Source organism: Neobacillus niacini, from assembly GCF_046591715.1.
Classification (GTDB): domain Bacteria; phylum Bacillota; class Bacilli; order Bacillales; family Cytobacillaceae; genus Neobacillus; species Neobacillus niacini_L.
Genome location: NZ_JAWVNQ010000008.1, coordinates 130170 through 152984 on the forward strand (window position 1 = coordinate 130170; position 22815 = coordinate 152984).

At 38.2% G+C, this 22815-nt stretch carries 31 protein-coding genes and 1 pseudogene; 8 read left to right on the forward strand and 24 right to left on the reverse strand.

Annotated features, from left to right (window positions below):
- Positions 1–38: 38 nt before the first annotated feature.
- Both leuC and leuD read left to right on the forward strand, forming a co-directional pair.
- Positions 39–1457, forward strand: a complete 1419-nt coding sequence (leuC, locus tag SFC47_RS18505) for a 3-isopropylmalate dehydratase large subunit (protein ID WP_411255796.1) — start codon at positions 39–41, stop codon at positions 1455–1457.
- The gene (gene leuD / locus SFC47_RS18510; protein WP_411255797.1) at positions 1458–2042 is read left to right on the forward strand and encodes a 3-isopropylmalate dehydratase small subunit; all 585 of its coding nucleotides are present in this window, start codon (positions 1458–1460) and stop codon (positions 2040–2042) included.
- 32 nt (positions 2043–2074) lie between these two features.
- Here the strand turns inward: leuD and SFC47_RS18515 are convergent, their stop codons facing one another.
- Positions 2075–2401 (reverse strand): YnfA family protein, encoded by a 327-nt coding sequence (locus tag SFC47_RS18515; protein ID WP_411255798.1) that lies wholly within the window; start codon positions 2399–2401, stop codon positions 2075–2077.
- 58 nt (positions 2402–2459) lie between these two features.
- On the reverse strand, positions 2460–3314 hold the full coding sequence (locus SFC47_RS18520) for an alpha/beta fold hydrolase (protein WP_411255799.1): 855 nt from the start codon (positions 3312–3314) through the stop codon (positions 2460–2462).
- Positions 3315–3454: 140 nt separating this feature from the next.
- Between SFC47_RS18520 and SFC47_RS18525 the strand changes: the two genes are divergently transcribed.
- The gene (locus SFC47_RS18525; protein WP_411255800.1) at positions 3455–3592 is read left to right on the forward strand and encodes a hypothetical protein; all 138 of its coding nucleotides are present in this window, start codon (positions 3455–3457) and stop codon (positions 3590–3592) included.
- Positions 3593–3631: 39 nt separating this feature from the next.
- Here the strand turns inward: SFC47_RS18525 and SFC47_RS18530 are convergent, their stop codons facing one another.
- The 6 genes and pseudogenes from SFC47_RS18530 to SFC47_RS18555 all read right to left on the reverse strand — a co-directional run bounded on the left by SFC47_RS18530 (position 3632) and on the right by SFC47_RS18555 (position 7429).
- Complete coding sequence (locus SFC47_RS18530) at positions 3632–4186, reverse strand: class I SAM-dependent methyltransferase (protein WP_411255801.1); 555 nt, start codon at positions 4184–4186, stop codon at positions 3632–3634.
- A gap of 36 nt (positions 4187–4222) precedes the next feature.
- Positions 4223–4747, reverse strand: coding sequence for a GNAT family N-acetyltransferase (locus tag SFC47_RS18535; protein WP_411255871.1), 525 nt, complete (start codon positions 4745–4747; stop codon positions 4223–4225).
- A gap of 75 nt (positions 4748–4822) precedes the next feature.
- Positions 4823–5281 (reverse strand): annotated as a pseudogene (locus SFC47_RS18540) (histidine phosphatase family protein); the annotation flags it as partial.
- Positions 5282–5295: 14 nt separating this feature from the next.
- Positions 5296–5694, reverse strand: a complete 399-nt coding sequence (locus SFC47_RS18545; protein ID WP_411255802.1) for a GNAT family N-acetyltransferase — start codon at positions 5692–5694, stop codon at positions 5296–5298.
- A complete protein-coding gene (locus SFC47_RS18550; RefSeq protein WP_411255803.1) occupies positions 5691–6443 on the reverse strand; it encodes a 2-phosphosulfolactate phosphatase in 753 nt (250 codons plus the stop codon). Before SFC47_RS18550 ends, SFC47_RS18545 begins: the two co-directional genes overlap by 4 nt.
- 410 nt (positions 6444–6853) lie before the next feature.
- Positions 6854–7429 (reverse strand): GNAT family N-acetyltransferase, encoded by a 576-nt coding sequence (locus tag SFC47_RS18555; RefSeq protein ID WP_411255804.1) that lies wholly within the window; start codon positions 7427–7429, stop codon positions 6854–6856.
- Positions 7430–7539: 110 nt separating this feature from the next.
- On the opposite strand from SFC47_RS18555, the gene maa reads away from it, so the two are divergent.
- Positions 7540–8100 (forward strand): maltose O-acetyltransferase, encoded by a 561-nt coding sequence (gene maa / locus SFC47_RS18560; RefSeq protein ID WP_411255805.1) that lies wholly within the window; start codon positions 7540–7542, stop codon positions 8098–8100.
- Positions 8101–8123: 23 nt separating this feature from the next.
- Here the strand turns inward: maa and SFC47_RS18565 are convergent, their stop codons facing one another.
- The 4 genes from SFC47_RS18565 to SFC47_RS18580 all read right to left on the reverse strand — a co-directional run bounded on the left by SFC47_RS18565 (position 8124) and on the right by SFC47_RS18580 (position 10685).
- On the reverse strand, positions 8124–8885 hold the full coding sequence (locus tag SFC47_RS18565; RefSeq protein WP_411255806.1) for a nucleotidyltransferase domain-containing protein: 762 nt from the start codon (positions 8883–8885) through the stop codon (positions 8124–8126).
- Positions 8830–9315 (reverse strand): GNAT family N-acetyltransferase, encoded by a 486-nt coding sequence (locus SFC47_RS18570; RefSeq protein WP_411255807.1) that lies wholly within the window; start codon positions 9313–9315, stop codon positions 8830–8832. Before SFC47_RS18570 ends, SFC47_RS18565 begins: the two co-directional genes overlap by 56 nt.
- A 16-nt stretch (positions 9316–9331) precedes the next feature.
- Positions 9332–9955: a histidine phosphatase family protein gene (locus SFC47_RS18575; RefSeq protein ID WP_411255873.1), complete on the reverse strand. Its 624-nt coding sequence runs from the start codon at positions 9953–9955 to the stop codon at positions 9332–9334.
- A 256-nt stretch (positions 9956–10211) separates the two neighbouring features.
- Positions 10212–10685 (reverse strand): DUF2085 domain-containing protein, encoded by a 474-nt coding sequence (locus SFC47_RS18580; RefSeq protein ID WP_411255808.1) that lies wholly within the window; start codon positions 10683–10685, stop codon positions 10212–10214.
- 50 nt (positions 10686–10735) lie between these two features.
- Between SFC47_RS18580 and SFC47_RS18585 the strand changes: the two genes are divergently transcribed.
- On the forward strand, positions 10736–11089 hold the full coding sequence (locus SFC47_RS18585; protein WP_411255809.1) for a hypothetical protein: 354 nt from the start codon (positions 10736–10738) through the stop codon (positions 11087–11089).
- A gap of 201 nt (positions 11090–11290) precedes the next feature.
- Here SFC47_RS18585 and SFC47_RS18590 read toward each other — a convergent pair whose 3' ends face one another.
- Positions 11291–11605, reverse strand: coding sequence for a DUF3892 domain-containing protein (locus SFC47_RS18590; protein WP_411255810.1), 315 nt, complete (start codon positions 11603–11605; stop codon positions 11291–11293).
- A gap of 129 nt (positions 11606–11734) precedes the next feature.
- Between SFC47_RS18590 and SFC47_RS18595 the strand changes: the two genes are divergently transcribed.
- On the forward strand, positions 11735–12481 hold the full coding sequence (locus tag SFC47_RS18595; RefSeq protein ID WP_411255812.1) for an RDD family protein: 747 nt from the start codon (positions 11735–11737) through the stop codon (positions 12479–12481).
- A 44-nt stretch (positions 12482–12525) separates the two neighbouring features.
- On the opposite strand, the gene SFC47_RS18600 is transcribed toward SFC47_RS18595, so the two are convergent.
- Positions 12526–13425 carry a hypothetical protein gene (locus SFC47_RS18600; protein WP_411255813.1) on the reverse strand — a complete coding sequence of 300 codons (900 nt, stop codon included), beginning with the start codon at positions 13423–13425 and terminating at the stop codon, positions 12526–12528.
- Positions 13426–13590: 165 nt separating this feature from the next.
- On the opposite strand from SFC47_RS18600, the gene SFC47_RS18605 reads away from it, so the two are divergent.
- Positions 13591–15165 carry a glycosyl hydrolase family 28-related protein gene (locus tag SFC47_RS18605; protein ID WP_411255814.1) on the forward strand — a complete coding sequence of 525 codons (1575 nt, stop codon included), beginning with the start codon at positions 13591–13593 and terminating at the stop codon, positions 15163–15165.
- Here the strand turns inward: SFC47_RS18605 and SFC47_RS18610 are convergent.
- Positions 15156–15746 (reverse strand): DUF1836 domain-containing protein, encoded by a 591-nt coding sequence (locus tag SFC47_RS18610; RefSeq protein ID WP_411255816.1) that lies wholly within the window; start codon positions 15744–15746, stop codon positions 15156–15158. The genes SFC47_RS18605 and SFC47_RS18610 overlap by 10 nt on opposite strands.
- Positions 15747–15879: 133 nt before the next feature.
- Here SFC47_RS18610 and trhA point away from each other — a divergent pair, with 133 nt between their 5' ends.
- On the forward strand, positions 15880–16527 hold the full coding sequence (gene trhA, locus SFC47_RS18615) for a PAQR family membrane homeostasis protein TrhA (RefSeq protein WP_411255817.1): 648 nt from the start codon (positions 15880–15882) through the stop codon (positions 16525–16527).
- 39 nt (positions 16528–16566) lie between these two features.
- Here the strand turns inward: trhA and SFC47_RS18620 are convergent, their stop codons facing one another.
- The 9 genes from SFC47_RS18620 to SFC47_RS18660 all read right to left on the reverse strand — a co-directional run bounded on the left by SFC47_RS18620 (position 16567) and on the right by SFC47_RS18660 (position 22743).
- The gene (locus SFC47_RS18620; protein ID WP_411255819.1) at positions 16567–16701 is read right to left on the reverse strand and encodes a hypothetical protein; all 135 of its coding nucleotides are present in this window, start codon (positions 16699–16701) and stop codon (positions 16567–16569) included.
- Between the two features lie 161 nt (positions 16702–16862).
- The gene (locus SFC47_RS18625) at positions 16863–17561 is read right to left on the reverse strand and encodes a Type 1 glutamine amidotransferase-like domain-containing protein (RefSeq protein WP_411255820.1); all 699 of its coding nucleotides are present in this window, start codon (positions 17559–17561) and stop codon (positions 16863–16865) included.
- A gap of 22 nt (positions 17562–17583) precedes the next feature.
- Positions 17584–18492 (reverse strand): phosphotransferase family protein, encoded by a 909-nt coding sequence (locus tag SFC47_RS18630; protein ID WP_411255821.1) that lies wholly within the window; start codon positions 18490–18492, stop codon positions 17584–17586.
- Positions 18493–18519: 27 nt separating this feature from the next.
- Positions 18520–18984 (reverse strand): SRPBCC family protein, encoded by a 465-nt coding sequence (locus tag SFC47_RS18635; RefSeq protein ID WP_411255822.1) that lies wholly within the window; start codon positions 18982–18984, stop codon positions 18520–18522.
- Between the two features lie 40 nt (positions 18985–19024).
- Positions 19025–19759, reverse strand: coding sequence for a GDSL-type esterase/lipase family protein (locus SFC47_RS18640; RefSeq protein WP_411255824.1), 735 nt, complete (start codon positions 19757–19759; stop codon positions 19025–19027).
- A 277-nt stretch (positions 19760–20036) separates the two neighbouring features.
- Positions 20037–20414: a DUF488 domain-containing protein gene (locus tag SFC47_RS18645; protein ID WP_411255825.1), complete on the reverse strand. Its 378-nt coding sequence runs from the start codon at positions 20412–20414 to the stop codon at positions 20037–20039.
- Positions 20415–20546: 132 nt separating this feature from the next.
- A complete protein-coding gene (locus SFC47_RS18650) occupies positions 20547–20777 on the reverse strand; it encodes an excisionase family DNA-binding protein (protein ID WP_411255875.1) in 231 nt (76 codons plus the stop codon).
- Positions 20778–20782: 5 nt separating this feature from the next.
- A complete protein-coding gene (locus SFC47_RS18655) occupies positions 20783–21811 on the reverse strand; it encodes a DmpA family aminopeptidase (RefSeq protein ID WP_411255826.1) in 1029 nt (342 codons plus the stop codon).
- Positions 21808–22743: a dipeptidase gene (locus SFC47_RS18660; protein ID WP_411255827.1), complete on the reverse strand. Its 936-nt coding sequence runs from the start codon at positions 22741–22743 to the stop codon at positions 21808–21810. The genes SFC47_RS18655 and SFC47_RS18660 overlap by 4 nt, the downstream gene beginning before the upstream one ends.
- Positions 22744–22815: the final 72 nt, after the last annotated feature.

Genomic DNA, 22815 nt, shown 5'->3' on the forward strand with positions numbered 1-22815 from the left:
CCCTATTGACTAATTCTAGAAATGTGAGGAAGGACATTATGCAAAAACCAAAAAATATTATTCAAAAAGTTTGGGAGCAGCATGTTGTATATCAAGAAGCAGGAAAACCTGATTTACTTTATATCGATTTGCACCTGGTTCATGAAGTAACCTCTCCTCAGGCATTTGAAGGACTACGGATGAACAACCGTAAAGTGCGCAGGCCCGATCTTACTTACGCAACCATGGATCACAATGTTTCCACACTTGATCTCAATGTAATCAAGGATCCAATCTCAAAGAAGCAAATTGATACATTAAAAGAGAACTGCCAAGAATTTGGTGTTGAGCTTTCAGACCGGCAGCATCCTGATAACGGAATTGTTCATGTCATCGGTCCTGAACTAGGTCTTACACAGCCTGGAAAAACAATTGTTTGTGGTGATAGCCATACTTCTACACATGGTGCATTTGGAGCTCTAGCTTTTGGAATTGGGACAAGTGAAGTCGAACATGTTCTAGCTACACAAACACTTTGGCAGGCACCTCCAAAAACAATGAATGTTAAGGTTAATGGAAAGCTTGGCACAGGCGTAACGGCGAAGGATTTAATCCTAGCGATTATCGGAAAATTTGGAGTTCAATTTGGTACCGGTTATGTTATGGAATATACAGGTGAAGCAATACGCTCCCTTTCTATGGAAGAGCGTATGACCGTTTGTAATATGTCCATTGAGGCAGGTGCACGTGCAGGCTTGATTTCTCCTGACGAAACAACGATTGAATACTTAAAAGGACGCCGGCATGTTCCGAAGGGTGAAGCTTTTCTTGAAGCTGCAGCAAAATGGCAGGCACTTGCCTCTGATGAAGGTGCACAATATGATGCAGTGGTTGAAATTGAAGCATCTGAAGTTGAACCTCAGGTTACTTGGGGAACCAACCCAGGTATGTGTATTCCGATAACTGCATCTGTTCCAAATCCTGACCAGGAAGAAAAGTCTAATAAAAAGGATGAAATTTCTCGTGCCCTAAAGTATATGGGACTTGAAGCGGGTCAGCCCATCTCAGACGTAGAAATTGACCATGTCTTTATCGGTTCTTGCACCAATTCACGGTTAAGTGATTTACGAAAAGCAGCCGATGTCATTCGCGGTCATAAAGTAAATCCTAAAGTAAAAGCCATTGTTGTTCCTGGTTCTTTTAGTGTCAAAATGGCTGCCGAAAAAGAAGGAATTGACCAAATCTTTATAGAAGCTGGCTTTGAATGGCGTGAATCAGGCTGCAGTATGTGTCTGGCAATGAATGATGATATTGTCCCTCCAGGCGGCCGCTGTGCCTCCACTTCTAATCGTAATTTTGAAGGCCGTCAAGGAAACGGTTCACGCACCCACCTTGTCAGCCCGGAAATGGCCGCAGCAGCTGCAGTAGCAGGTCACTTCGTGGATGTTCGAAAGTTTACAGCACAGGAGGTACTATAAATGGAACCATTACGCATTCATTCCGGTATTGTCTGCCCATTAAATCGTAGTAACGTGGACACAGATCAGATCATTCCAAAGCAATTTCTAAAAAGAATTGAGAGAAGCGGATTTGGTCAATTCTTGTTTTACCACTGGCGTTTTGATGATGAAGGTAACCTTCGAAAAGATTTTTCTATGAATGAATCAAAATATCAGGGAGCGTCTATTTTAGTTGCCGGCGAAAACTTTGGCTGCGGTTCCTCTCGTGAACATGCACCGTGGGCGATTCAAGATTACGGCTTTAAGGTCATTATTGCCCAAAGCTATGCAGATATTTTTAAAAATAACTGTGTGAAAAATGGTATTCTTACCATTCAAGCGAGTGAGGAACAGGTTCAAAGTATTATTCGTCAGGCTGAAAACGAGGAGTACTCCCTTACAGTGAATCTAGAAGATCAGGTGGTTACGGATAATCAAGGGCTGGAGTTTTCATTTGATATTGCTCCGTATCCTAAAGAAATGCTGCTTAACGGCTGGGACGAAATTGGTGTAACGCTGAATTTTGAAGATAAAATTTCTCAATATGAGTTTCTCCATAAATAATTAAAATGAGCTTGGACCTCCAAGCTCATTTTTTATTGTCTTGGCGCTAATAACATGACCAATACACCAGCTAGACATATTCCGCCGCCAATCCAGTCATACAAATCAGGAGTCTTTTTATCGACGCCCCACCCCCACAATAATGAAAGCACAATGAACACTCCCCCGTATGCGGCATAAACACGTCCAAATGAGGGAAACGATTGGAAGGTCGCAATGACTCCGTACAAGGCTAAAACAAGTCCTCCAATTAGGCCCCAATAGGACGGTTTCCCTTCCCTGAGCCATTGCCAGATAAGGTACCCTCCTCCTATTTCTGCAATACCTGCTAGTATAAAAACAATAGTTGCTTGTAGCACTGTGGTCCACGTCCTTTTGTTAAGTGGAAGCTGCTAATCCCATTCGGCGGAAATCAGCTCACTTTTTAATCACTACCCCTTTAAGAAATTGGGTAAATTCGGTTGAAAATAGTTCGGCTTCTTCAAGAAATGGGTAATGATTACTATTATCAAAAACAACTAACTTTGAATTCGGTATGTATTCATTCATCTCTAAAGAGTATGGAAGTGGACATTGAACATCATGTTTTCCACACATAATTAAGGCTGGGGATGAAATGAGTGTTAATTTCCTTGTAACGTCGAATAGTTGAATTTCACGGTTAAAATAATTTAACCGGGATGCCGATATTTTTTTCCTAATGTTTAAGTTAAAGTAATCATTAAATCGATCTGGTTTGTACAATGATAATTTGGTACGTTCATTTGAAAGTTTATTTCTTCTTTCTGCCGATAAATCTGGGTTTTTTAAGGCTTCCAGTAGTTCTTGCATTACTTTATATTTTGGATGATTCCTGTTATAAATACACTCAGGTGAAAACGTGGTATATTCTCTTGCAGCAGCTCCGACTATTACATTAAACCTCAAGCTGCTGGAAAAATAGATTCCATAGACAATTCCTAACATTCCTCCCGTCGAGTGACCGGCAAAACCCCATTTTTCAATACCTAATGCTTCACGAATACCTTCTAAGTCAAATATGGTTTCCAGCATGCTAAGCTGATAGGGTTCGACTGCCTTTGGTGAATTACCAGCTTCACGTAGGTTAACTAGGTAAACTTGGTGTGTATGCGTAAAAGATTCAGCAAAATAATCGCCAGTCTCATTAAATTCGGAATAGTGGTGGGTAATACAAAGGGGCTCTCCTTCCCCCTTCAGAAAGACTTCAAATGTTCCACGCGGTGTGTTAATCATTAATTGATTCCAGCTCATGATATTCTCCTCTACATATTTTGTCTGAAGACACCACTATATTCTATACACAGAGCAATGACTCCTTTTGATTTCTTAAGAAAATAAAGAATGAAAAATTGATAAGGGATGATAATAAGTATCAAAAAGGAGGGATCCTAATGGATGGGAAATACAATACAGGCGACGATGCGAATATAGAAATGAAGAAGGCTCTTAGTAAAACTACTCCTAGAAAGAATCCAAATATGAGTGAAGCCGAGTTTAAAATGAAATATCAGGGGAAGAAGCAAAGCTAATCAAACGGGGCAGGAAATTTCCTGCCCTTACTATAAACATCAAAGCTTTATTGCATCTACGATAACCGAAGGTGCACGCAGCTGGTCCTGATTCCTTGGGTCAAATTTTTTCGAGCGAAAAATTACTCCGTCTTCTGAATTCCACTCATTATAGTGAAAGATACCTGCTTCATCACAATACTCCAGTAAGTTCACTTGAAAACCTGCTGATTCAAACAATTTAGTTAGAGTACGATAGTTATGGACGATTTTATGACTTGCAGCAGGATGATCTTTAGGACCGGGTCCGCCGATTTTTACTATATTCTGATATTCCTCATCTGGAAAATACCCATCAGGAACAGCACAGCGAATATAACCAGAAGGCTTCAGATATTTATAACAATTTTTTGCAGCTAGAACACCTTCCAGATAGGTAAAGTGCTCCCAAACATGTTCTGCAAGAATTGCCTTTATGGAGCTACTTTCAAACTTTTTACTCCACGTGGTATCATCGAGTAAATTCAGTTCCTCTTCCTGCGTATGTACCCACCCCGGATTATTATTATATTCCCCTGCCCCTATCACAACTTTGATTTCTTTTTCTGTTTCCACCCGTTTTCCCCCTGAACCTTTTCCATTGCTATCTTCCTACTTTTCTATCCAAAATCTTTTTATAACATTTCCATCTTCCTCAACAAAGTCTGAATCAGGTATTCCTCCATTATTAACAATCGTTTTAAAGGAGCCTGTATTCTCTTCATCACAAACAACCAAAGCTTTATTGATTCCCAGCTCTTTAGATTTTTCCAGTGCCAGTGATAATAGTTTTGTTGCATAGCCTTTCATTCTTTCTGAAGGACGGATACCGTAGCCAATATGTCCGCCTCTATTTAATAGATTTTCATTTAAGCGGTGTCTAATATTAACTACACCAAGTATTCTTTTGTCTTGGTTTATTAACCAAAATGTTGAATCTGGAACCCAGCCCTCCGGAAGGTTTTGTCCCTGCTCATTATTCCTTAGGAATTGGACCATTTCCTCAAAGTTTGAAGGATCTCGTTTGATTACCCAAGGGATCATATCCTCTTTACTATCTAACCATTCTTGATAAAAGGAGAGGTATTCTTCCTTCAAATCTACCGTTGGTTTGACTAAAGATACCCTTGATTCCATTGGCAATCTTTCATAGGTTAGGTTATCGTCCTTTTTTTCCAATAGAAACACATCGGGATTACGCAGACTTTTCCAATCTTCAAATCCGAATTGAGGATTATAATGATTTAATAGTAAAGAAAGCAGGTTACCATGCGTAACAATAATTGTATTGTGAGCTTCACTGTTCAGTACATCCTCTACTACGCTTACGATACGATTCACCGCTTCATAACTTGACTCCCCGCCCTCAAATTTCATTTCAAAATCATCAAACGTTGCTTTTAGTTTATCAAGCCAATCAGTTAGGTTTTGAGAACTAAGGACACGTTCTGTTAATAAATCGTTTGTTTCAATTTCCAAATTCATTCTTTGTGCGGCCGGCTCTATTGATTGCACTGTACGCTTATATGAACTAGCGATAATACGATCAATTGAAAAATGAGTTAAGAAATCCGCTAATTGAATGGCTTGTTTAGCCCCTCTTTCTGTAAGCTCTGCTTCAGGCGGCTGTCCCTGTGCCTCACAATGTCTAATAAGATAAATTTTCTTCACATTAACTCCTCCTGCTATTCCTCTAAAGTTTTCCTAAAGCCATAAAAAGGACGATATCCTAATCCTTCATAAAAAGAATGCGACGTACTAGAGGCAAGCATTTCGATTCTCGTTTTCGGGTATAATTGGTGGACGTGCTGAAGTAAATCCTTCCCGATGCCTAACCCGCGGTACTTTTTATCTATTAGTAATTCGCAAATGTAAAGAGTGATACATGTATCTGTTAACCCACGAATATATCCGACCACCTCATCATCTTCAGTTACTGCCACGAATGAAACATTTGAATTTTCCCATGCTGCCTTACTGTCTTCATTCTTTTCAACGAGGTTACTCCAGCCCTCTTCTCGGTTTAAACCTTGTATTCTATCAAAATCAGTGTCTATATACCTTCGAATTTTTATCGTTTTCATTGTATGTACCTCACAAAATGGTTATCTTTTAAAATAGGAACCGTTTGATAGGCATTTAATAAGCTGCAATGCCCTACATCAGCTTCAAATCCTTTCTCGCGTAATTCCCGGCCGCTGCCACAATCCCAAATGAATTGGGTTAATTTTGGTTTTGCCTGCTGAAATGCCCCTATGCATACCTCTGCTTCAGGTGACTTTTCCCCTTCTAGATAAGATAAAATAGCACCGGCACCTAAATAATCCTCAATGGCAGGGCGAAGTGTATCTTCCTCTTCTTTTCCATCACTCCACAGTTCACCGCAAGGGATCACCGTAATACTTGCATTCTTTTGTAATCTTAGTTGATTACAAACTTCAGCAACGGATGCAGCATTTAGCAGAGAACCTATTAACAGTGCAGGCACTTTAGAAGCAATCCAGGTACAAAAGGCACCGTTTAACGAGGTTAATACAAACTTTTTATTTCTATGTTTTTCATTAAAAGATACGGGTGATAAGGTTGGTTTCCCTGCCTTAGCTGCCTCACTTCTTCCTAGTATAAATTCCGCATTAATGTTCTTCGCATATTCTTTTCCATCCAAATTAGGAGGATATGGATAGATGACTGCATCATAATGTAAAGCTGATACGACTGTTGATGAGAAGCTGAGGACATCGACAATAATGATAATGTCACCACGCTCGGCTGCCTCTCTAGCTCCACGTCTGCCCCATTCCACACGACAAGTGTAGGGAGATTGATCAAACATCAAATTTACCACCTTTTATTAAGTTCTTGAATCAGGAGGGGTATCCCATATCGATTCTAGGGATGAGGCTAAGCATCCGATCTGAATAGTCGGAAAAAATCCCCTTATTTCATAAATAGCATTGAAATTTGCTTAAATAAACGGAGAGATTCCGCCTATTGTTTCAAAAAACGTTAAAAAGATAAAGTTTTCATTGAATAACCGGAAAATCTCCGCTTATATCCCCTAAAATGAGCTTCATTTTACATTTAACCGGAGAATCTCCGCTTAGTTTGCTTAAGCTGGTCTGTCGACTCTTATTTTCAAAACTCCCTCAAAGTGCAATACCGTTATATATTCATCAAATTATTGTCATTATCCTTCCACAAAAAATAAAATTGCTTTACTCCATTAGGAGTAAAGCGCCATTTTTAGAGTTCATCTAATATATTCTGATTTTGCGGGTCTTCGTTATAGGTCAAAACCTCTTCAACAGGCTGGTAGGAATCACCGTAAAATTGTTGATCTTTGTAGGTATGAATCTTGTTATACGTTTTTCTCATGCCTTCAAAAATTAGCTCTTCAGACTCTTTATTTGGAGCCCAGTATAAGATCTCCATTTTATTAACTTCATTGGTAGCGAGCGACCGTCTTTCATATCCGATCGAATTAGCATGTTCAAAACCTTCACGTTTATAAAAATGAAGCCTTTTTTCTGTATCGCTGTCTTCATAATTAACTGGTTCTACTTCAAGAATGATAGGCTTTCCTTTTTGTTTCATTTTTTCGATTAACTTATGGCCAAGTCCCTGGCCGCGTGCATTTTTTGAAACGAAGAGGTAATCAATAAAAACAAAATCATCTAACTCTGCATACATCAATACATGATTAGGTCCTTCATCCTTATGGTAAATATCAGATCTCTCTTTTAATAGTGTCTCCATATGCTCTCTAGACTTCATTTCTTCTACAGGAAAATATTGATTAAGCTTCTCATACCAATGCAAAATACTGCTCCTCCGTTCAAGTGTGTTAATGAGGAAAGTATGTGTGGTTTTCCTATTTTTAATACAAGCTATGGTAAAATAGTTTTTATTAACTTTTTAAAGGAGATAATATGAAAACTGAAAAGGAAAAAATGGTGAACGGTGAACTTTATCTTGCCGGGGATCCACAATTGGTGAGAGAACGTATAGATGCTCGAAGACTTACCAGATTATACAACCAAACTCTCGAAAACGATGAGGAGAAAAGGACTGCTCTTTTAAAAGAACTTTTCGGCTCAACCGGAAAAAACCTATACATAGAACCAACCTTCCGCTGTGATTACGGATACAACATCCATGTTGGGGAGAATTTCTATGCCAACTTCGATTGTGTCTTTCTAGATGTATGTGAAATCACGATCGGTGATAATTGCGTTATAGCTCCTGGTGTACACATCTATACAGCCACACACCCACTTGATCCCACTGAAAGAATTTCAGGCAGTGAGTATGGAAAACCTGTTACCATCGGTCACAATGTTTGGATTGGCGGAAGAGCTGTTATTAACCCCGGAGTAAACATTGGAAATAATGTCGTCATTGCCTCAGGTGCAGTCGTAACAAAAGATGTACCAGATAATGTTGTCATTGGTGGAAATCCTGCAAAGATTATAAAACAAATAGAAATCTAAAAAAGGGCTTGGTCAAAGCCCTTTTAATCCTTCCCTAATGAAAATCCGTTAAATAACCGTCCGCCAAATGGCTGCAGAATATCATCAATCATCATAATGATTTTATTTTTATCGCCGTTTCTATAAAAAATATCAAACGCCTCGACAAATTTACCTGCAAATATTTCATCATAGTTTTTTAATGAACGAACCATCCATTTTGAAGTGCCGATCCATTTTCCATTTGTTCTTAAGACAAACTCACTGCTTAATTCTGCAAGAGTATTGGCAATAAAGACCTCCTCCGCTCTATCGGTACAGCCAATAAAATCATCAAGTGCATCTGTAATGAAATAACGTTTTACTTTTATGGTTTCAGCTGACCATTCTTCTGGGCCATTCTCTAGCAATTCATTTGCCTCTTGTTTTATTGACTGTATGATTCCAGTATCTTTGATTACGATTCCTTCTGAAACCATTTTGGGCAAGGAAGGTCTGGCTCGTTCACAATCACTTTTAAAGAAATCCTTATAGGTTGATAAATTGTGGACAAAAACCTCAATATTCCATCCAAATTCAATGACTGACTCTCTATATGCCTTTGTAAGACTCTTATCAAATATCACGATATCAAGGTCCGATGTTTCTGTAGCTTCACCTCGAATGACACTTCCTGCTAATACGGCACCATGACAATTCGGGTAACGACGCAAGATAAACAATTCAGCTGCTTTGAATGGATCAATTTTATTAATCTTCCACACCCCCATTACTTTTTTTATAATAAATAAGCGTAGTATTTTCATTTAAATTCTTTTGAATTCCCGTTTTTATGTATCCCATCTTTTCGTATAAGCAGCAGTTTCGCTCCTCTTCTAAAATCGTTGCCAATTCCCAGCTGAGTGCTTGAGGAAACAATTCCTCCACCAAGACGATAGCTCTCTGTGCAATCCCCTTCCCTTGATATTCCGGAGAAATAAACATAGGGCTGATCCAAAATTGCTTCTCCACTTTAGAAACTACACAAATAGCACCTACAAGATTATTCTCAATCAGTATTTTATAAAAGCCGCCTTGTGGATTATTTATTCTAGTGATAACCGTATCAATGGTTTCATTTGCCGGGTTTGTCTGGTAATCTTGATACTTTTCCAGTAATGGGTTAAAGGCTTTAACTTGAATATCAAAAATCTCTTGTGCATCTTTATTGGTTGCTTTTTCTAGTTTGATGTCCAATTTGCCTCAGCTCCTTCTAAATAAAATTCATAGATTTCAAGTGAGTGGTATCTCCTTCTAGAATAAGTTTAAAACCATTTTCATTCGTTTCTACAATTGTTAGACTCGTATCATGTATATAAGGAGGGTCCCATAGTGCTTCAATTCGTAAGTTCTTAAAATATGAATACAAACATTTTATTACGACAGAATGAGTTACAATTAATATGTTTCCAGATTCATGTTCACTTTTTATTCGTTCTAAAACCCGAATGGCTCTTGCTCGCGTTTGTTCAAACGTTTCTCCTTCAACAGATGTATATTGATGAGGTGCATTCCAGAATGCGTCAAATTCTGTTTGATACAATTCTTTGATCAATGAATGAGTTTTCCCTTCCCATTGACCTAGCTTAATTTCCCTTAAATTCTCATCGTAAATAACAGGTATATCTCTATCTCCCCGTATCAAACTGGCAGTGGCTTTCGTCCTCCCGCTTGTACTTGAATAAATCGCGGTTAACTCTGTATCTTTCAATCTTTCACCTAAAGAAACCGCATTGTTTATACCGCTTTCTGTTAGATTTGAATCCAGCCAGCCTTGCATTCTTTTTTCAGTGTTCCACTCGGTTTCACCGTGTCTTGTTATGTAAAGAGTAATCATACCCATTCTCCCTTACTTATTTAGTTCGCTAATTCCTTCATTAGTTTACTTTAACAAAAAAAAGGCCACGCATTTGACCTTTTATAAAATATTTTGAAGTGTTTCCAAAATATATAAAATAAATTGGTAAACCATTGTTATGAGCTGTGATATAAATTCAAATAAAGAGTCCAACAACATGCATCACCCTTTCATTCGTCCTGTTTTATCATATGCTTTGTGGGACGAGTATGAAATGGATAATAGCGTACTTCTGTTACAATACAAGTGAAATGATGCCTTGGCTGATGCTTACAATTAGGATACTCTGACCTAAGCCGCTAATGATCCCTGTACTTACTCTTAATGGATTATTACTCATCCGCAGTTTCCTTTTTTGGGTCCAGCCATCCAGAACCATGGGAAGATTCAATATGATCCCAAGCCAAAGTGGTAAATTTAATTCAATTATTAATAAGAAAGGGAAAAATAAATAACCCAATAAGATCCCCGTGCACCTTGCACATAATGGCAGCGTATGTCCTTTTATCGTCAAACTCCGTGTCTTCATCCGGTGACAAGGAACAATGTCAGTTAACCTTTTTAAGTTAATTACAATTTGGTCCACAGTCACAATCTGGTCCTCCATCACAATCTGATTTTTTGCCATCGCAATCTGGTCCGCAATCAAATGTCGGACAGTCTGGAACACAATCCAGCTTATTCTTTTTTCGATACTTCTTACTTCCATAATAGAAAAGTATAAACAACAGGGTTAGAATGCCTAATGCCGCCGCGATCATGCCAAATACCATTTTGCCATTTAGTAAAAACGTAACAGCTGTCACAAAAGAAATAATCATTCCAGTTAACAATAGAAAAAACATAACAACCACCTTTACTCTCTATGCAGTTCTCTTATTCTTTAACATTATGATTCCAGTAATTAATAATAAAACGGGGCCAATAATAAGATATTTAAATATGCCAGGAGTAGCTAAACAATACAAACTGAGCGGTAGTGCCCAGAGAGAACCAATAATGAGCAAGATCGGTTTTAATGAAAAACTTGAGAAGCCTGTCAAAAACATTGGCAGTAAGTACATGATCATGAACGAATTTAAAACATCTAGGTCTGCGCTAGTATGGGTATAAGGATTAAAAAGTAAAATAGTGCTGCAAAAAAGGAAACTTCCAATTGATACAAAGGTCCCTATTAGTTTCATAAAATTCATCTATATCTCCCCCAAAAAAACACACAGCTAATTATTTATTTATATTCCATTAAATTGGCAAAAAACCTTTTTCTAATAAAAAGAAAATGAGAGCAGCCTTTTAAGCTGCTCCATCTAAGAACTAAAATTCAGGCAGTCGATCCAGATTGTTTTCTTTTATCCCATCCGGTTCGCTTCGAATAATATCTCTTCCATATTTGTGAAAAACGTCGACATGTGCGATTTGACCTGCTTTTGCTTCTTTCAAAGCCGTAATGTAATCCAATTCTCTGCCTGTGCTTGTTTTAAAGGCAATGATATCTCCATCATCATTTTTCCTAACGGCTGTAAATTCCTCTTTTCCATCAGGATTACCTTGCGCTGCCTCTATGTGCGCCTGCTGCTCACTTTGCTGCTTATATTCTTCATAAATTTTCTCATAATTCTTATCTTCCACTTCATCCACCTCCGAACGTATGTTAGTATTTTGAGGCTATTGGCAGATAAATATTCAAAATACACAAAACTGACAAAAAAGGTCATTTATTAGACGTGGTATAATTTACCTAATTGGGGGGCGATGAAATTGGCATCAAATAAGGAAAATGTCTGGTTTTTTATTAAAGATTCCGAACAGCAAGGACCTGTCTGCCTTTTTGAATTACAAAAGTTATTAGAACAAAGGGTACTCTCTGGTGATACCTTCGTCTGGAACAAATCAATGAAATGCTGGCAAATGGCAAAAAGCCTTGATGTTTTTTCAAAGTGTATTTTTGAATCCACTAGAGTTCACCTTCTCCCAGATAAGTTTAATACAAAAGAAGAATATGAAGAAGCAACCTATCCTAATGGCAGACCTTATGTACGGTACCTTGCCAGGTTTTTTGACCTTTCCTTATTTTCCATCACTTTCATTTTATTCGTATCTATTCTGTTTCCAGCATTCGTTAGTGAAATCTCAAATTTATATATATTTATCATAAGTTTGATACTTTGGATTATGGTTGAACCTGCTATCATTGCCATTTTCGGCAATACCTTTGGAAGGGCTTTCTTAAATACTAAGATCAAAAGCTTAAATGGCGACAAGCTTGATTTCCAAACTCTGTTAAAGCGGAGTATATTTGTTAGTGCAGCTGGTATGGGATTTGGAATCCCTATCTTAAATTTTATATGCTTCTTTTTTTCCTATCGAGACCTAAAGAAACGTGGAATGTCCACTTGGGACAATAAAAACGGAACTGTAACATTATATGGAAAGGTTAGTGTATCGAGGCTTTGTATTGCAGGCAGCTTCCCTCTCGGATTGTTAGCTGCTGGTTTTTATATTTAATATGATGGAGCTGTTTGAGGAATCAAACAGCTCCTTTACTTTTACTATAAGCTCAAACTGGAAGAACTTTTGTGATTTTTGACTTCTTTTATATTTCTCAAAACTAAAAACATGCAATAAATCACTACGAGATTAAAAAGTACAATGCTCCAAACCAACATACTGCCTATCTCCACTCCCGCTCTTATTTGAAGGAAAATCATCGCTGTCATGGCGGTAAGTAAAGTTATTTCTTTTATGATGATTACCGGGGCAAGCAAGTAGCCAAATGGCTTTCTCATCATTAAGAGGACACCAGCCAGCAGACCTGCTGGTACAACAAAGCCCAAATCAAGTGCTTGAATAACGAATGTTGTATAGTGCTGCAAATCTTCCGGCGGCGGTGTTTGCTTTAATAGCGGAAAGCCCAGCTTTCCGGTCCACATCATCCCAAACACAAAAGAAACAAATAGCAGGAATCCACCTAAGAATTTCACTGGTGTTTTTTCCGCAAAGAACAAAGGGAGATTATGAATTTCATACGACACCATCATAAGTGTAAAGGCAAAGAAACTGGCTGACATGAGGGCGACATAGATAAGAAACATTGAATTATACATGGAAAGAAAGGAATAAGAGGCGTAAGTGTATAGAAAATAGCCTAGCGTACCAGTCAGAAGCAGGCTCCCTTTAAGCAATCCTTTTCTATACAAATAAAATGATAGAAGCAGCAATGGTACTCCCAAGAAGAGTGTAACATAATCCTGTGCGATTGCTTGGGCAGCCATTGACACCGAGTCATGCACATAAAGTCCTTTTCCATAGATCGAGACACTTTCCCCATATATCGACTTGTATTCATATTCCCCTTGCCCATGATTTGAAAAAATGGCATAAGACGTTGAAAAAAGTGAGAGGATGGCAACAATAATAACAAGTATACTTATGGTATTTTTGTATTTCATAGCTGGTTCCGCCTTTCAAATATGATTTAATAGTATGTATTCGATACACCAAAGCCGCGACCTCTATGTTCACAAAAAGTTCAGTTTTCCTTTTTACTAGAGCTTCACCTGTGATTCAGCAATAATAGTTATATTAATGTTTTTACCTTGGAGTGAAGAAGAAGGATGAAATTTAATCAATTCCATAATCCTCGAAAAAACAGAGAGTTGCTTTCAGAGATTACCGGAAAACATCTAGATATAGAAAAGGTTATAACAGAGACAGAAGAGCTTTTTCAGCAATGCCGTGAGAATATACCAGTACCTCAAATCAACAAAACACCCCTCTCACTTCCTTTTTCGAAAAAGATTATAGAGAGACTGTTTCGATTATTCGCCAAGCCCTTTTCCATTTCGGAGCCTGTACAAATTTCCGTTGATTCTAATGGGGAAGTTTATCCTGAATGGAAACTGAAACTGGATGATGAGTACGAAAACTTAATGAGCAGGATTTCTAGGGAAGTAAATATTGTGGATTACGGCGGAGTTGGAGATGGAAAAACAGATAACACTACTGCTTTTAAAAAAGCGATTGGAGAGGGATTTGTTAAAGTAATTGTTCCAGAGGGCATCTTTATTACAAAAGGTATTGTTATGCCATCTTGGACTTATCTCGCTGGGGCAGGAAAAGGGAAAACCACGATAAAATTACATAATAATGCTCCAAAAGGATCTCGATTAATTACCAATGCCAACCATTGGCGTGGAGATCATCATTTATTTGTTCAGGGAATGAGTTTAGATTGGAATATCGAAAGACTTGGGGAGGTCAAAAAGACCAGTACCTGGGGCAATCATTCTAGTTGTTTAACATATGCGAACGTTACATACGGCTGGGTAAAGGATGTTGAAGGGATTAATCCTGGGCTCCATTGCTTTGATATTTCCTCCACACAGTACAATTATGCTGGTGATGGGTTCCGGGCTCGAGGCGGAAGCAGCTATGTTTGGCTGGACAATTTAACCGGCTATGGTTTCGGAGATGATGGAATAACGACCCATCATAGTGACTATATTTTTATTTCAAATTCACATATGTGTGACCCGAGCGGCCGTGCCCATCAGAAAGGTTTTTCTAATTCAAATGGGTTTGAAGTCGATGATGGTTCAAGGAATGTTCTTTTGGTGAATAATTCAACAGCAAGATGCTTCGGGGGGATTGAATGTAAGGCACATCAAAATTCCTCTGCTGCCTCTAACGTGAAGATCATAGGTCATATATCGGTTAACGACAACCGTTCCTATAACTTCCGCCATATCGGGCACCACAAAAGTACTGATACAGAATCAAAGTCGGCCTATAATATTACAGCTATTAATCTTGCAGCCATTCAACCTGTTTTCACTGAACTATATAAAGATTCGACGCCGCGTGGATTGGTGGTGTCAGCCTATAAAAATGTCGTGGTTAATCATTTCACCTTGATTGGGGACTCTGATTATGACTACCAAAGTAACCCCCTCATAGCGGTACAATATCGAGCAAGAAATGTGGTTTTAGAAAACATTTCAATCAAGGGGTTCAGAAGAGCTGGTGCAGTTATTAAGGTTTACGGAGGAGAAAATCGGGCTGATTCTGTCTCTATCCATAATGTTGAGGTAAGTGATTCCGAACGGAAGGTAATTGATATAGGTATTGCTGTAAAAGATATTCATATTCAACAAGAGAAGGAAATAGAAAAAGCGTCATATCATTTATGACGCTTGCCTTCTTTTTCAACTATAAATTCATCTACCAATTTTTCAGCTGTTTTTCGGTATAAGTTGCTCATATGAACAAGAGAAGTAATCATCAGTACCTGCTCGAGGTAAGGGGCGTTTCGATCCTCCATTTTTGATACCTCTTCCTTTACATCTTTGACCCGCTCATTTATATCCTCATTAAAATCAGCCACATTTTTCTTCGAAAGGTTTAAATAACTCTTGTAAAAAGAATCTAACTCGATGTCCTCTTTTATAATCCTTTTATTTATCCCATCAAGTGTCATTTGAATATCGTTAATGGAAAGAGCCCCTTTTAATTGATAAATCAAACTCATTAATATCAAATGCTCTTTGGAGTACTTCTTATTTTTTATCGGAAAAATAAGCTTCCCTTTTGCATAATTATTTATCATGGTTTTCGTCAAAATCTTTTCATCATCATTACGTTTAGTCTCTGCAAATTTATTTTCAAATAACTGTATGACCTGGTCCATATATAAATCTATATTGGGGATATCATCTAGTTTAAGGTTTGACTCCAGTTGAAGGTCCTTAAGAATTTCATTGATTTTTTCCATATTAAAAACTCCGATCATTGTGGTATCTAATTAACATTATATCGTAACAATTATTCGTTGACTAGTTGTTGTTTTACAGGTATTATAATAAGTAGTTATGGAAACTACATGTTGTGTCAGGAGGGTATTAACCTTGAGTAATTATATTCGTGAACCCATTAATGGATTAACTCATTTAACAGGAGCTTTGCTATCTTTTGTCGGACTTCTGGCAATGTTAATTAAAGTTTCGAGTACCACCGCGTCGACGATGGCCATTGCTGCCGTGATTATTTTCGGCGTCAGTATGATACTTCTTTATTCTGCCTCAGCAACTTACCATATGGTGATTGCTAAAGATCATGTGATTGCGTTTTTAAGACGGCTCGATCATTCAATGATATTTATCTTGATTGCAGGTACCTATACACCTTTTTGCTTTATCAGTTTAAATGGAACAACCGGTAATATTCTATTTTCAATTATTGCAGCGGTCGCTTTAAGCGGGGTTGTTTTTAAAATGGTTTGGTTTAATTGTCCACGCTGGATTTCTACAGCATTGTATCTTGTTATGGGATGGATGATTGTCTTTGTATTTTCGCCATTAGCAGGGAGCTTGGAGCACATGGGGCTATTTTTATTAGTACTCGGAGGGATTTTTTATACAATCGGCGGTGTGATTTACGGTGCAAAACCAAAATTCCTTCAATCCAAATACATGGGCTTTCATGAGATTTTCCATATCTTTATCATGCTTGGCAGTTTGTCTCACTTCTTTTGTGTCTTTTACTTTGTTATATGAAATAGAAAAAACGCCCTCCAGTGGCGTTTTTTCTTTAAATTATGAGTTCTTTTTATTTTCTCTCGCAGCTTTTTTCCTTGCTTTTTTACTTAAACCTTGTTCCGAACCAAATTCCGTATCTGCTTTGCTTCCACCAGTATGAGGCTGGTTGCGATTATTGTTTTTATTCGTCATTTTTTAAATTCCCTCCTATTTATGTATGTTGGGCTAGCAACATCTTTTATCATGCATAAAAAGATAGGGAATTATACCTACTTTTTCTTTATTTCTCTATCAGAAAAAAGCGTGAAATTGAGCATTAAGAACTACATCAGCATATTTCTAAGTGCAGACAGTTAGGAAGAACCTAAGAACACAGTATGAAGTTCGGTTTCAACCACTTTATTTTTGCAGGCAACATGATATGCCTTGCTGTTTGGTCTAGAGCTGACAATTTTACTGATTTCTTGCTCAATGTAATGAATAGCAACACCATCATCTGCTGCAATTCCTGTCTGTATTTTCTTAGCTCCAATAAGATTATGGTATGCAGGTCTTCTATCTGCTTCCCCATCATAATGAGGACAATTGCTTCCTTTCAAGAAACCTAAGCAGCTTAAAGGCTCAAGTCCTTCCCCATAGGAGTCGGTTACTCCTTCCTCGAACCAACAAATGGACCCTGCGCTAATTCCAGCTAATAGGATTCCTTGGTTCCACGCTTTTCTCAAGATGGTGTCTAATCCCCAATCTTTCCATAGTGCTAAAAGATTCTTGGTATTACCGCCGCCAACATAAATAATATCTTTTTCCAAAATATAGTTCTCCAGATCCCTTGTCGGAGGTCTAAATAATGAAAGATGTGATGGTCTGCAGTTTTGTTTTTGAAAAAAATTATAAAACCTTTGAATATAGTCTTCTGAATCTCCACTAGCAGTTGGGATAAAACAGATTTTGGGATTTTCTTTACCCGATTGCTTAAGAATATAAGAATCCAATAATGTATTCTCAGGTTCCATGGAGAAACCTCCGCCGCCAAGAGCGATAATTTGCCGCATATTTAATTCCTCCTGGATAGATTTATCTATACTCTTTTATCCCGTTTTCAAATGCCTCTGCATCATCATTTTCCACCCCATGTAAGGCTTCTTGCAGCGCAAATGTACTTCTATAAAATCTAACTCGGTCAGCTATTTCAGTACCATTCGGATACAGATTCAAACACATATTAAAAAATTCTTCTCCGTAACTGGATAGAATTCCTGCAAAATCATAGGCGGGGTCTCCTATATTACTGCCTCCAAAATCAATGATTCCTGTAATATTATTAGTTGTTGTATCCCACAAAATATTTGTTGCCCCAAAATCACCGTGGACCAAGGATGTTTTTAAACTACGAAGGGTTTCACTGTTTAGATATGCTTCAAAAGAATATGAGGTTTGACGTTGTGCGTCTTCCCTCATTAAGGGATATAGTTTATCTTGTATTCTTTGATATAAGTTGACCATTTCTTCACGGGGATTAGTTTCCTCTAATAGCAGTGTTTTTTTAGAAATGGAATGTATTTCGAATAGAAAAGTAACAAGCTGTGATGCAAGCCTATTTAATACTTTTTCACTTTTAATGTTTGCGAAACTTTCTTTCCATAGTGGTGATCCTTTGATTAATTCGTAGCCAACAAAAACTTTCCCGACTTCCCATTTTTCAAAAGATTGATAGATAGGATTGGGAATCGGAAGTGATATCTTATTCTTAATAGCTTCTAATATCTGAGTCTCTTTTTTCAAACTGGCTATTCCCTTTTCGTACTTGGGAAATCTAAACACAACTTTTTCATTCACAATTACTACATCATTATTTTGGCCAATTTCATTAAGCTGACTATTCTCAATGGAAAGGCTGGGGTAAACCTGTTTTATACGCTCAATAAATTTCTCCATTTCTGTACTTTCTTCTCCTATCATGACAAAATGGCAGACTAAATCCATGTGGATTTAGTCTGACTATTTCTCCTATCAATTTACAATTGCGTCTGGTGCCTTGTCGGATACAAGATTTAATTGAATGTTAAACTCTAGATAAGCCTTTAATCCAGCGAGTACCATAGTGTATCCTCCCATTGAATCAATTGCATGGCTGACCATTTCATCGCCGCTGCCTGAAAAGCCAGAGTTTGTAATTGAAACAAAGGTTTGATTATCTCCTCGGGGGGTAAATATCCACTCCACCTGGGTACCATCTGTCCATTCAATACTTATTTTCTTGTTTTGCTGGATTTCCTTAACAATCAGCTCATCTCCAACTCCATACATCTCCCAGTCCCACCTGATTGTTTTACCTTCTTCTAATCTTCCGCTGCTTTTGGTAAACCAGAACTTTGTAGTGATTTCAGGGTTGATAAAAGCTTCATAAACAACTTCAACTGGCCTCTTAATAAGCATTTCTGCCTTAACAACTGGATTTTCGTTTAACGTTATCATGCTTAATACTCCTTTTTCATAGCTTTTATCACTATGGTTTCTATTTCGATGATGGTTTCATACTACTTTCTTTTAATACTTTTTCTGATAATCGATTAGCAATTAATTTATATCCAGCAGGATTGGGATGCAGGGAATCACTGAAATAGGTACTTTTGGGTTTATCTTGAAACAGGTCAAGCGTGGCAACATATTCAATTCGCTCAAAATTTTCTGCAGCTTTGACAATCCCAGCATTCCAATCTTTAATAGTGCTTAGAATTTCCTTTGTATTCGAGTATTCAACATAGGGTTGATATAATCCTAAAACAAAGATAGGCGCTGCAGAATTCTCTTTCCTAATGCTTTCAAGGATAAAATTTAGGTTGGTCAGGAATTTACCTTTACCAACGTTAATTCTTTTCGCATCAAGTGGATCAAATTGATAATTAGCACTCTTTCTAAAATCATTCGTTCCGATATACAAAATGATATAACTAGCCTTTTTTATCTGCGCGTTGATATTTTTATCCTGCAGTTGTCTGATAACTTTTTCTGTAGAATACCTTGGAATAGCATAGTTATTCACTTTGATAGAAGTCTTATGTACTTCTTCCAATTTTTCTTTAACTCCTTCAATATATCCCTTTTTTGCAGGGTCCCCTACTCCATGTGTGATTGAATCACCGAGGGCTACAAGGTTAACACCCCTTGTACTGGCTGAAGAACCATGAATACTGGTATAAGTGCCAAACAGAATTAAAATAACACAGAATAGAAAGATATAATTTTTCATACTAAAACTCCTAGTTTTGCTGATTTATTTAGGAGTTTTCCCAGTGACACCCAGACTATGTTGGCAGTATCTGTGAGTTTACTCCAAGTGTAGTGTTAATTCTTTGAAGGCATGAAAGCTCATCTTTTTCCCAAAACTCCTTGTTAATATTTTATTATTTTGTACCTCAAAAAAACGATTTATATATCCTACATATTCAAGAAATTTATATAATAATCCTCTAATAAATAAAATATCTAAATAGAAGAGGAGCCCTTTTGATTGCAGGGCTCCTCTTCTATGCTTTTACTTCATTTATTATTTTGTTTACCTCTTCTTGCAGCACGATCGCATGATTATATACAGGATCCTTTGCACCGTAGAGGAGAGTAACTCTCCCCTTTGATGTCATCGTAATGATTTCATTTATTATCTTTTGTTTTTGTACATCCGTGCGTAATTCCTCTATGTATCTTGCTCTAAACTCACGAAACAACTCCGGTTTGTGACAAAACCACTTGCGAAGCTCAGGACTTGGAGCAGCTTCCTTCTCCCATGCAGTTAACTTAGCTGCCTCCTTCGAGATCCCGCGAGGCCAAATACGATCCACTAAAATTCGAAAACCATCTGACTCGTCAAATGGTTCATACACTCTCTTCAAGAAAATATTCCCCATTAGAAACCAGCTCCTTTTCCAGTTTTTAGAAAAGTGTCCATTCCAGGCGGACACTGTCCACGGACGGTGAACTCCTTTTAGGAGTCACCTTGGTGACAGGCACCATATTATTCGGTTGGTGACAGGCACCCATCAGTCCTCATCTTTGATGTCGTGGTCTTCTGGGATGGGTTCGCTGAGGATTTCTTCTACTAGGTGTTTGTATTTTTCGATTTGTTTTAGGTGGGTGTTGAATTGTTCTTTGTTGATGACCCAGCCTTCTCCGTCATGAATGGCGCGGATTTTCTTTTGTTTGATTAGGTCTTCTATAGCTGATTCTGGCATTGATAAATATTCTGCTGTTTCTTTTATGGTTAGATACATATCTCTCATTCCCCGCCCTTTAAGGTAATCTTGTTTACGACTCTTCCCGCTCTTCCTTTTGTAGTCACTGCCTGTGAAAGGGAGTTTAGGATGGCTTCTTCAGCTGCTTCTGCAGCCCCTGTGAAAAGCTGGTTCATCAGGGGATGATCTTCACGGAGCTGGAGCCTTTGTTCCGTTGGTTCATCTGAAAAATGCTCTGATTTATAAGCTGTCGAAAAAGCGATGACAATATCCCCGCTGCCGTGACTGAAATGACTGCCTGTTCTCCCAAGACCTATTCCACAACGTTTTGCTAAACGCAATAGCTGTCGGTCACTTAAAGGCGCATCACTTGCGAGAACAATGATAATGGAGCCATCTGCTGTTTCCGAAAGTCCCCCCAGTTCTGAAAATTGGAATCTTTGTTGTTCTTCCTTTTTACCAAAATTAGTAAGGACTAAGCAGCCAATGGTGTATTCCTCGATGGTACGTGAAGACGTTCCAATTCCTCCTTTATAACCAAAGCAAATCATTCCTTTTCCAGCACCAACAGCTCCTTCCTCCGTCTGATGGTCAGAGGCATTTCTTATGGCTTCAATTGCATGGGCCGGTTTAACGGGAAACTTCCTAATCGAATTTAAGTAACTATCATTGCATTCTCCCACTACGATGTTAATGGTCCCTGTGGTTTCTCCAATTTCAGGATTCTCAGCCAGCATGTATTCTAATGTCCCTTGAGTGACTGCGGGTACTCCAAACGTATTGGTCAGCATAATCGGTGATTCAAGAATCCCTAGTTCATTGATCTGAACCAGGCCGGTTGTTTTGCCAAAACCATTAATCACATAGCTTGAGGCGGTGACTTTCTGTTTAAATACATTGCCTTTATGAGGCAGTATCGCTGTTACCCCTGTGCAAACATAATCTTCCCCTGTTTCATCCAGCGGATAATCAAGCGTTACATGACCTACCATGACGCCTTCAACATCGGTGATACAATTTTTAGGACCTGTTGGCAGTTTCCCGACACTCACCCCTGTCTGTCTGATCTTCATACTAGCACTCCTGGGCGATGGTCGAGAAAGTTTTGGTAGGCAAAACCTCTTACCTCTTCCTCTTTAAAATGTTTCAATAATTCGTTAATGAGATTCTGGGTTTTCGAGGCGTCCTCAAGGCCGGTAATAAATGCCCCAATCCCATCAAAATCCGAACCCAATCCAATATTCCTTACTCCGCCTAACGAACAAAAATGATCGATATGGTTAATAAGATCTGAAATCATGACCTCTCCACCCTCTTTTACAAACGGAGGATAGTAAACAACATGGATCATGGCGTTTCTTTTAAACATTGCTTTTGCCTGATCGTCCGTTAAATTTCGAGGATGATGACATAGAGTTCGTGAATTGGAGTGGCTTGCAATCGGATACTTTGCTAATTCAATGACTTCCCAAATACCCTTATCACTAAGGTGGGATATATCAGTCAAAATTTGATGTTCATTATTAAATTTTACAATCTCTTTTCCCAAAAGGGTAAGTCCGCCGCCGCGCGGTTCACCAGCACCATCAGCAGCTAAGTTGGCATTATTCCAGGTCAAACCGACCGAACGAACTCCAAGCTGATGAAGGATATGGAGTTTCGCTAAATCGTTGCCAATGGCATCCACACCTTCAAGGGTCAGCATCGCACCAATTTGGCCGATATTAATTTTTTCAAAGTCAGACCATTCTTTTATATGAATGATATCAGGGTTTTTCCCGAGTACCTCCTTATAAAAATAATCAATTTGTACAAGTGCCTCTTGAAATTTCTGGTCAGAAGGGATGTCCGGCTCAATAAAAATGGCAAAGCACTGAACCTTGACTTGCCCTTTGTGCAGCCTTGTTTTATTGGTCTGCAATTCTTTTGCATCCGCAAAACGAAGGGTGCCTTTTCCTTCTGAAAGTTTAAGCAATGCATCACAGTGGAGATCAATTAATTTCATGATGAGCAGACTCCTTTTTTAAGAAATTTTATCATAAATATCAAGGTAAGGTTAAATAAGGAAAGTATGATA

What these genes read in the sequence shown, in the direction of transcription:
- leuC (WP_411255796.1), top strand. Translation starts at nt 39, where the DNA reads ATGCAAAAACCAAAAAATATTATTCAAAAAGTTTGGGAGCAGCATGTT.
- leuD (WP_411255797.1), top strand. Translation starts at nt 1,458, where the DNA reads ATGGAACCATTACGCATTCATTCCGGTATTGTCTGCCCATTAAATCGT.
- SFC47_RS18520 (WP_411255799.1), bottom strand. Translation starts at nt 3,314, where the DNA reads ATGAGCTGGAATCAATTAATGATTAACACACCGCGTGGAACATTTGAA.
- SFC47_RS18525 (WP_411255800.1), top strand. Translation starts at nt 3,455, where the DNA reads ATGGATGGGAAATACAATACAGGCGACGATGCGAATATAGAAATGAAG.
- SFC47_RS18535 (WP_411255871.1), bottom strand. Translation starts at nt 4,747, where the DNA reads ATGGAATCAAGGGTATCTTTAGTCAAACCAACGGTAGATTTGAAGGAA.
- SFC47_RS18545 (WP_411255802.1), bottom strand. Translation starts at nt 5,694, where the DNA reads ATGAAAACGATAAAAATTCGAAGGTATATAGACACTGATTTTGATAGA.
- SFC47_RS18550 (WP_411255803.1), bottom strand. Translation starts at nt 6,443, where the DNA reads ATGTTTGATCAATCTCCCTACACTTGTCGTGTGGAATGGGGCAGACGT.
- maa (WP_411255805.1), top strand. Translation starts at nt 7,540, where the DNA reads ATGAAAACTGAAAAGGAAAAAATGGTGAACGGTGAACTTTATCTTGCC.
- SFC47_RS18565 (WP_411255806.1), bottom strand. Translation starts at nt 8,885, where the DNA reads ATGAAAATACTACGCTTATTTATTATAAAAAAAGTAATGGGGGTGTGG.
- SFC47_RS18575 (WP_411255873.1), bottom strand. Translation starts at nt 9,955, where the DNA reads ATGATTACTCTTTACATAACAAGACACGGTGAAACCGAGTGGAACACT.
- SFC47_RS18580 (WP_411255808.1), bottom strand. Translation starts at nt 10,685, where the DNA reads ATGGAAGTAAGAAGTATCGAAAAAAGAATAAGCTGGATTGTGTTCCAG.
- SFC47_RS18585 (WP_411255809.1), top strand. Translation starts at nt 10,736, where the DNA reads ATGCCAAATACCATTTTGCCATTTAGTAAAAACGTAACAGCTGTCACA.
- SFC47_RS18600 (WP_411255813.1), bottom strand. Translation starts at nt 13,425, where the DNA reads ATGAAATACAAAAATACCATAAGTATACTTGTTATTATTGTTGCCATC.
- SFC47_RS18605 (WP_411255814.1), top strand. Translation starts at nt 13,591, where the DNA reads ATGAAATTTAATCAATTCCATAATCCTCGAAAAAACAGAGAGTTGCTT.
- SFC47_RS18610 (WP_411255816.1), bottom strand. Translation starts at nt 15,746, where the DNA reads ATGGAAAAAATCAATGAAATTCTTAAGGACCTTCAACTGGAGTCAAAC.
- SFC47_RS18620 (WP_411255819.1), bottom strand. Translation starts at nt 16,701, where the DNA reads ATGACGAATAAAAACAATAATCGCAACCAGCCTCATACTGGTGGAAGC.
- SFC47_RS18625 (WP_411255820.1), bottom strand. Translation starts at nt 17,561, where the DNA reads ATGCGGCAAATTATCGCTCTTGGCGGCGGAGGTTTCTCCATGGAACCT.
- SFC47_RS18630 (WP_411255821.1), bottom strand. Translation starts at nt 18,492, where the DNA reads ATGGATTTAGTCTGCCATTTTGTCATGATAGGAGAAGAAAGTACAGAA.
- SFC47_RS18635 (WP_411255822.1), bottom strand. Translation starts at nt 18,984, where the DNA reads ATGATAACGTTAAACGAAAATCCAGTTGTTAAGGCAGAAATGCTTATT.
- SFC47_RS18640 (WP_411255824.1), bottom strand. Translation starts at nt 19,759, where the DNA reads ATGAAAAATTATATCTTTCTATTCTGTGTTATTTTAATTCTGTTTGGC.
- SFC47_RS18645 (WP_411255825.1), bottom strand. Translation starts at nt 20,414, where the DNA reads ATGGGGAATATTTTCTTGAAGAGAGTGTATGAACCATTTGACGAGTCA.
- SFC47_RS18650 (WP_411255875.1), bottom strand. Translation starts at nt 20,777, where the DNA reads ATGTATCTAACCATAAAAGAAACAGCAGAATATTTATCAATGCCAGAA.
- SFC47_RS18655 (WP_411255826.1), bottom strand. Translation starts at nt 21,811, where the DNA reads ATGAAGATCAGACAGACAGGGGTGAGTGTCGGGAAACTGCCAACAGGT.
- SFC47_RS18660 (WP_411255827.1), bottom strand. Translation starts at nt 22,743, where the DNA reads ATGAAATTAATTGATCTCCACTGTGATGCATTGCTTAAACTTTCAGAA.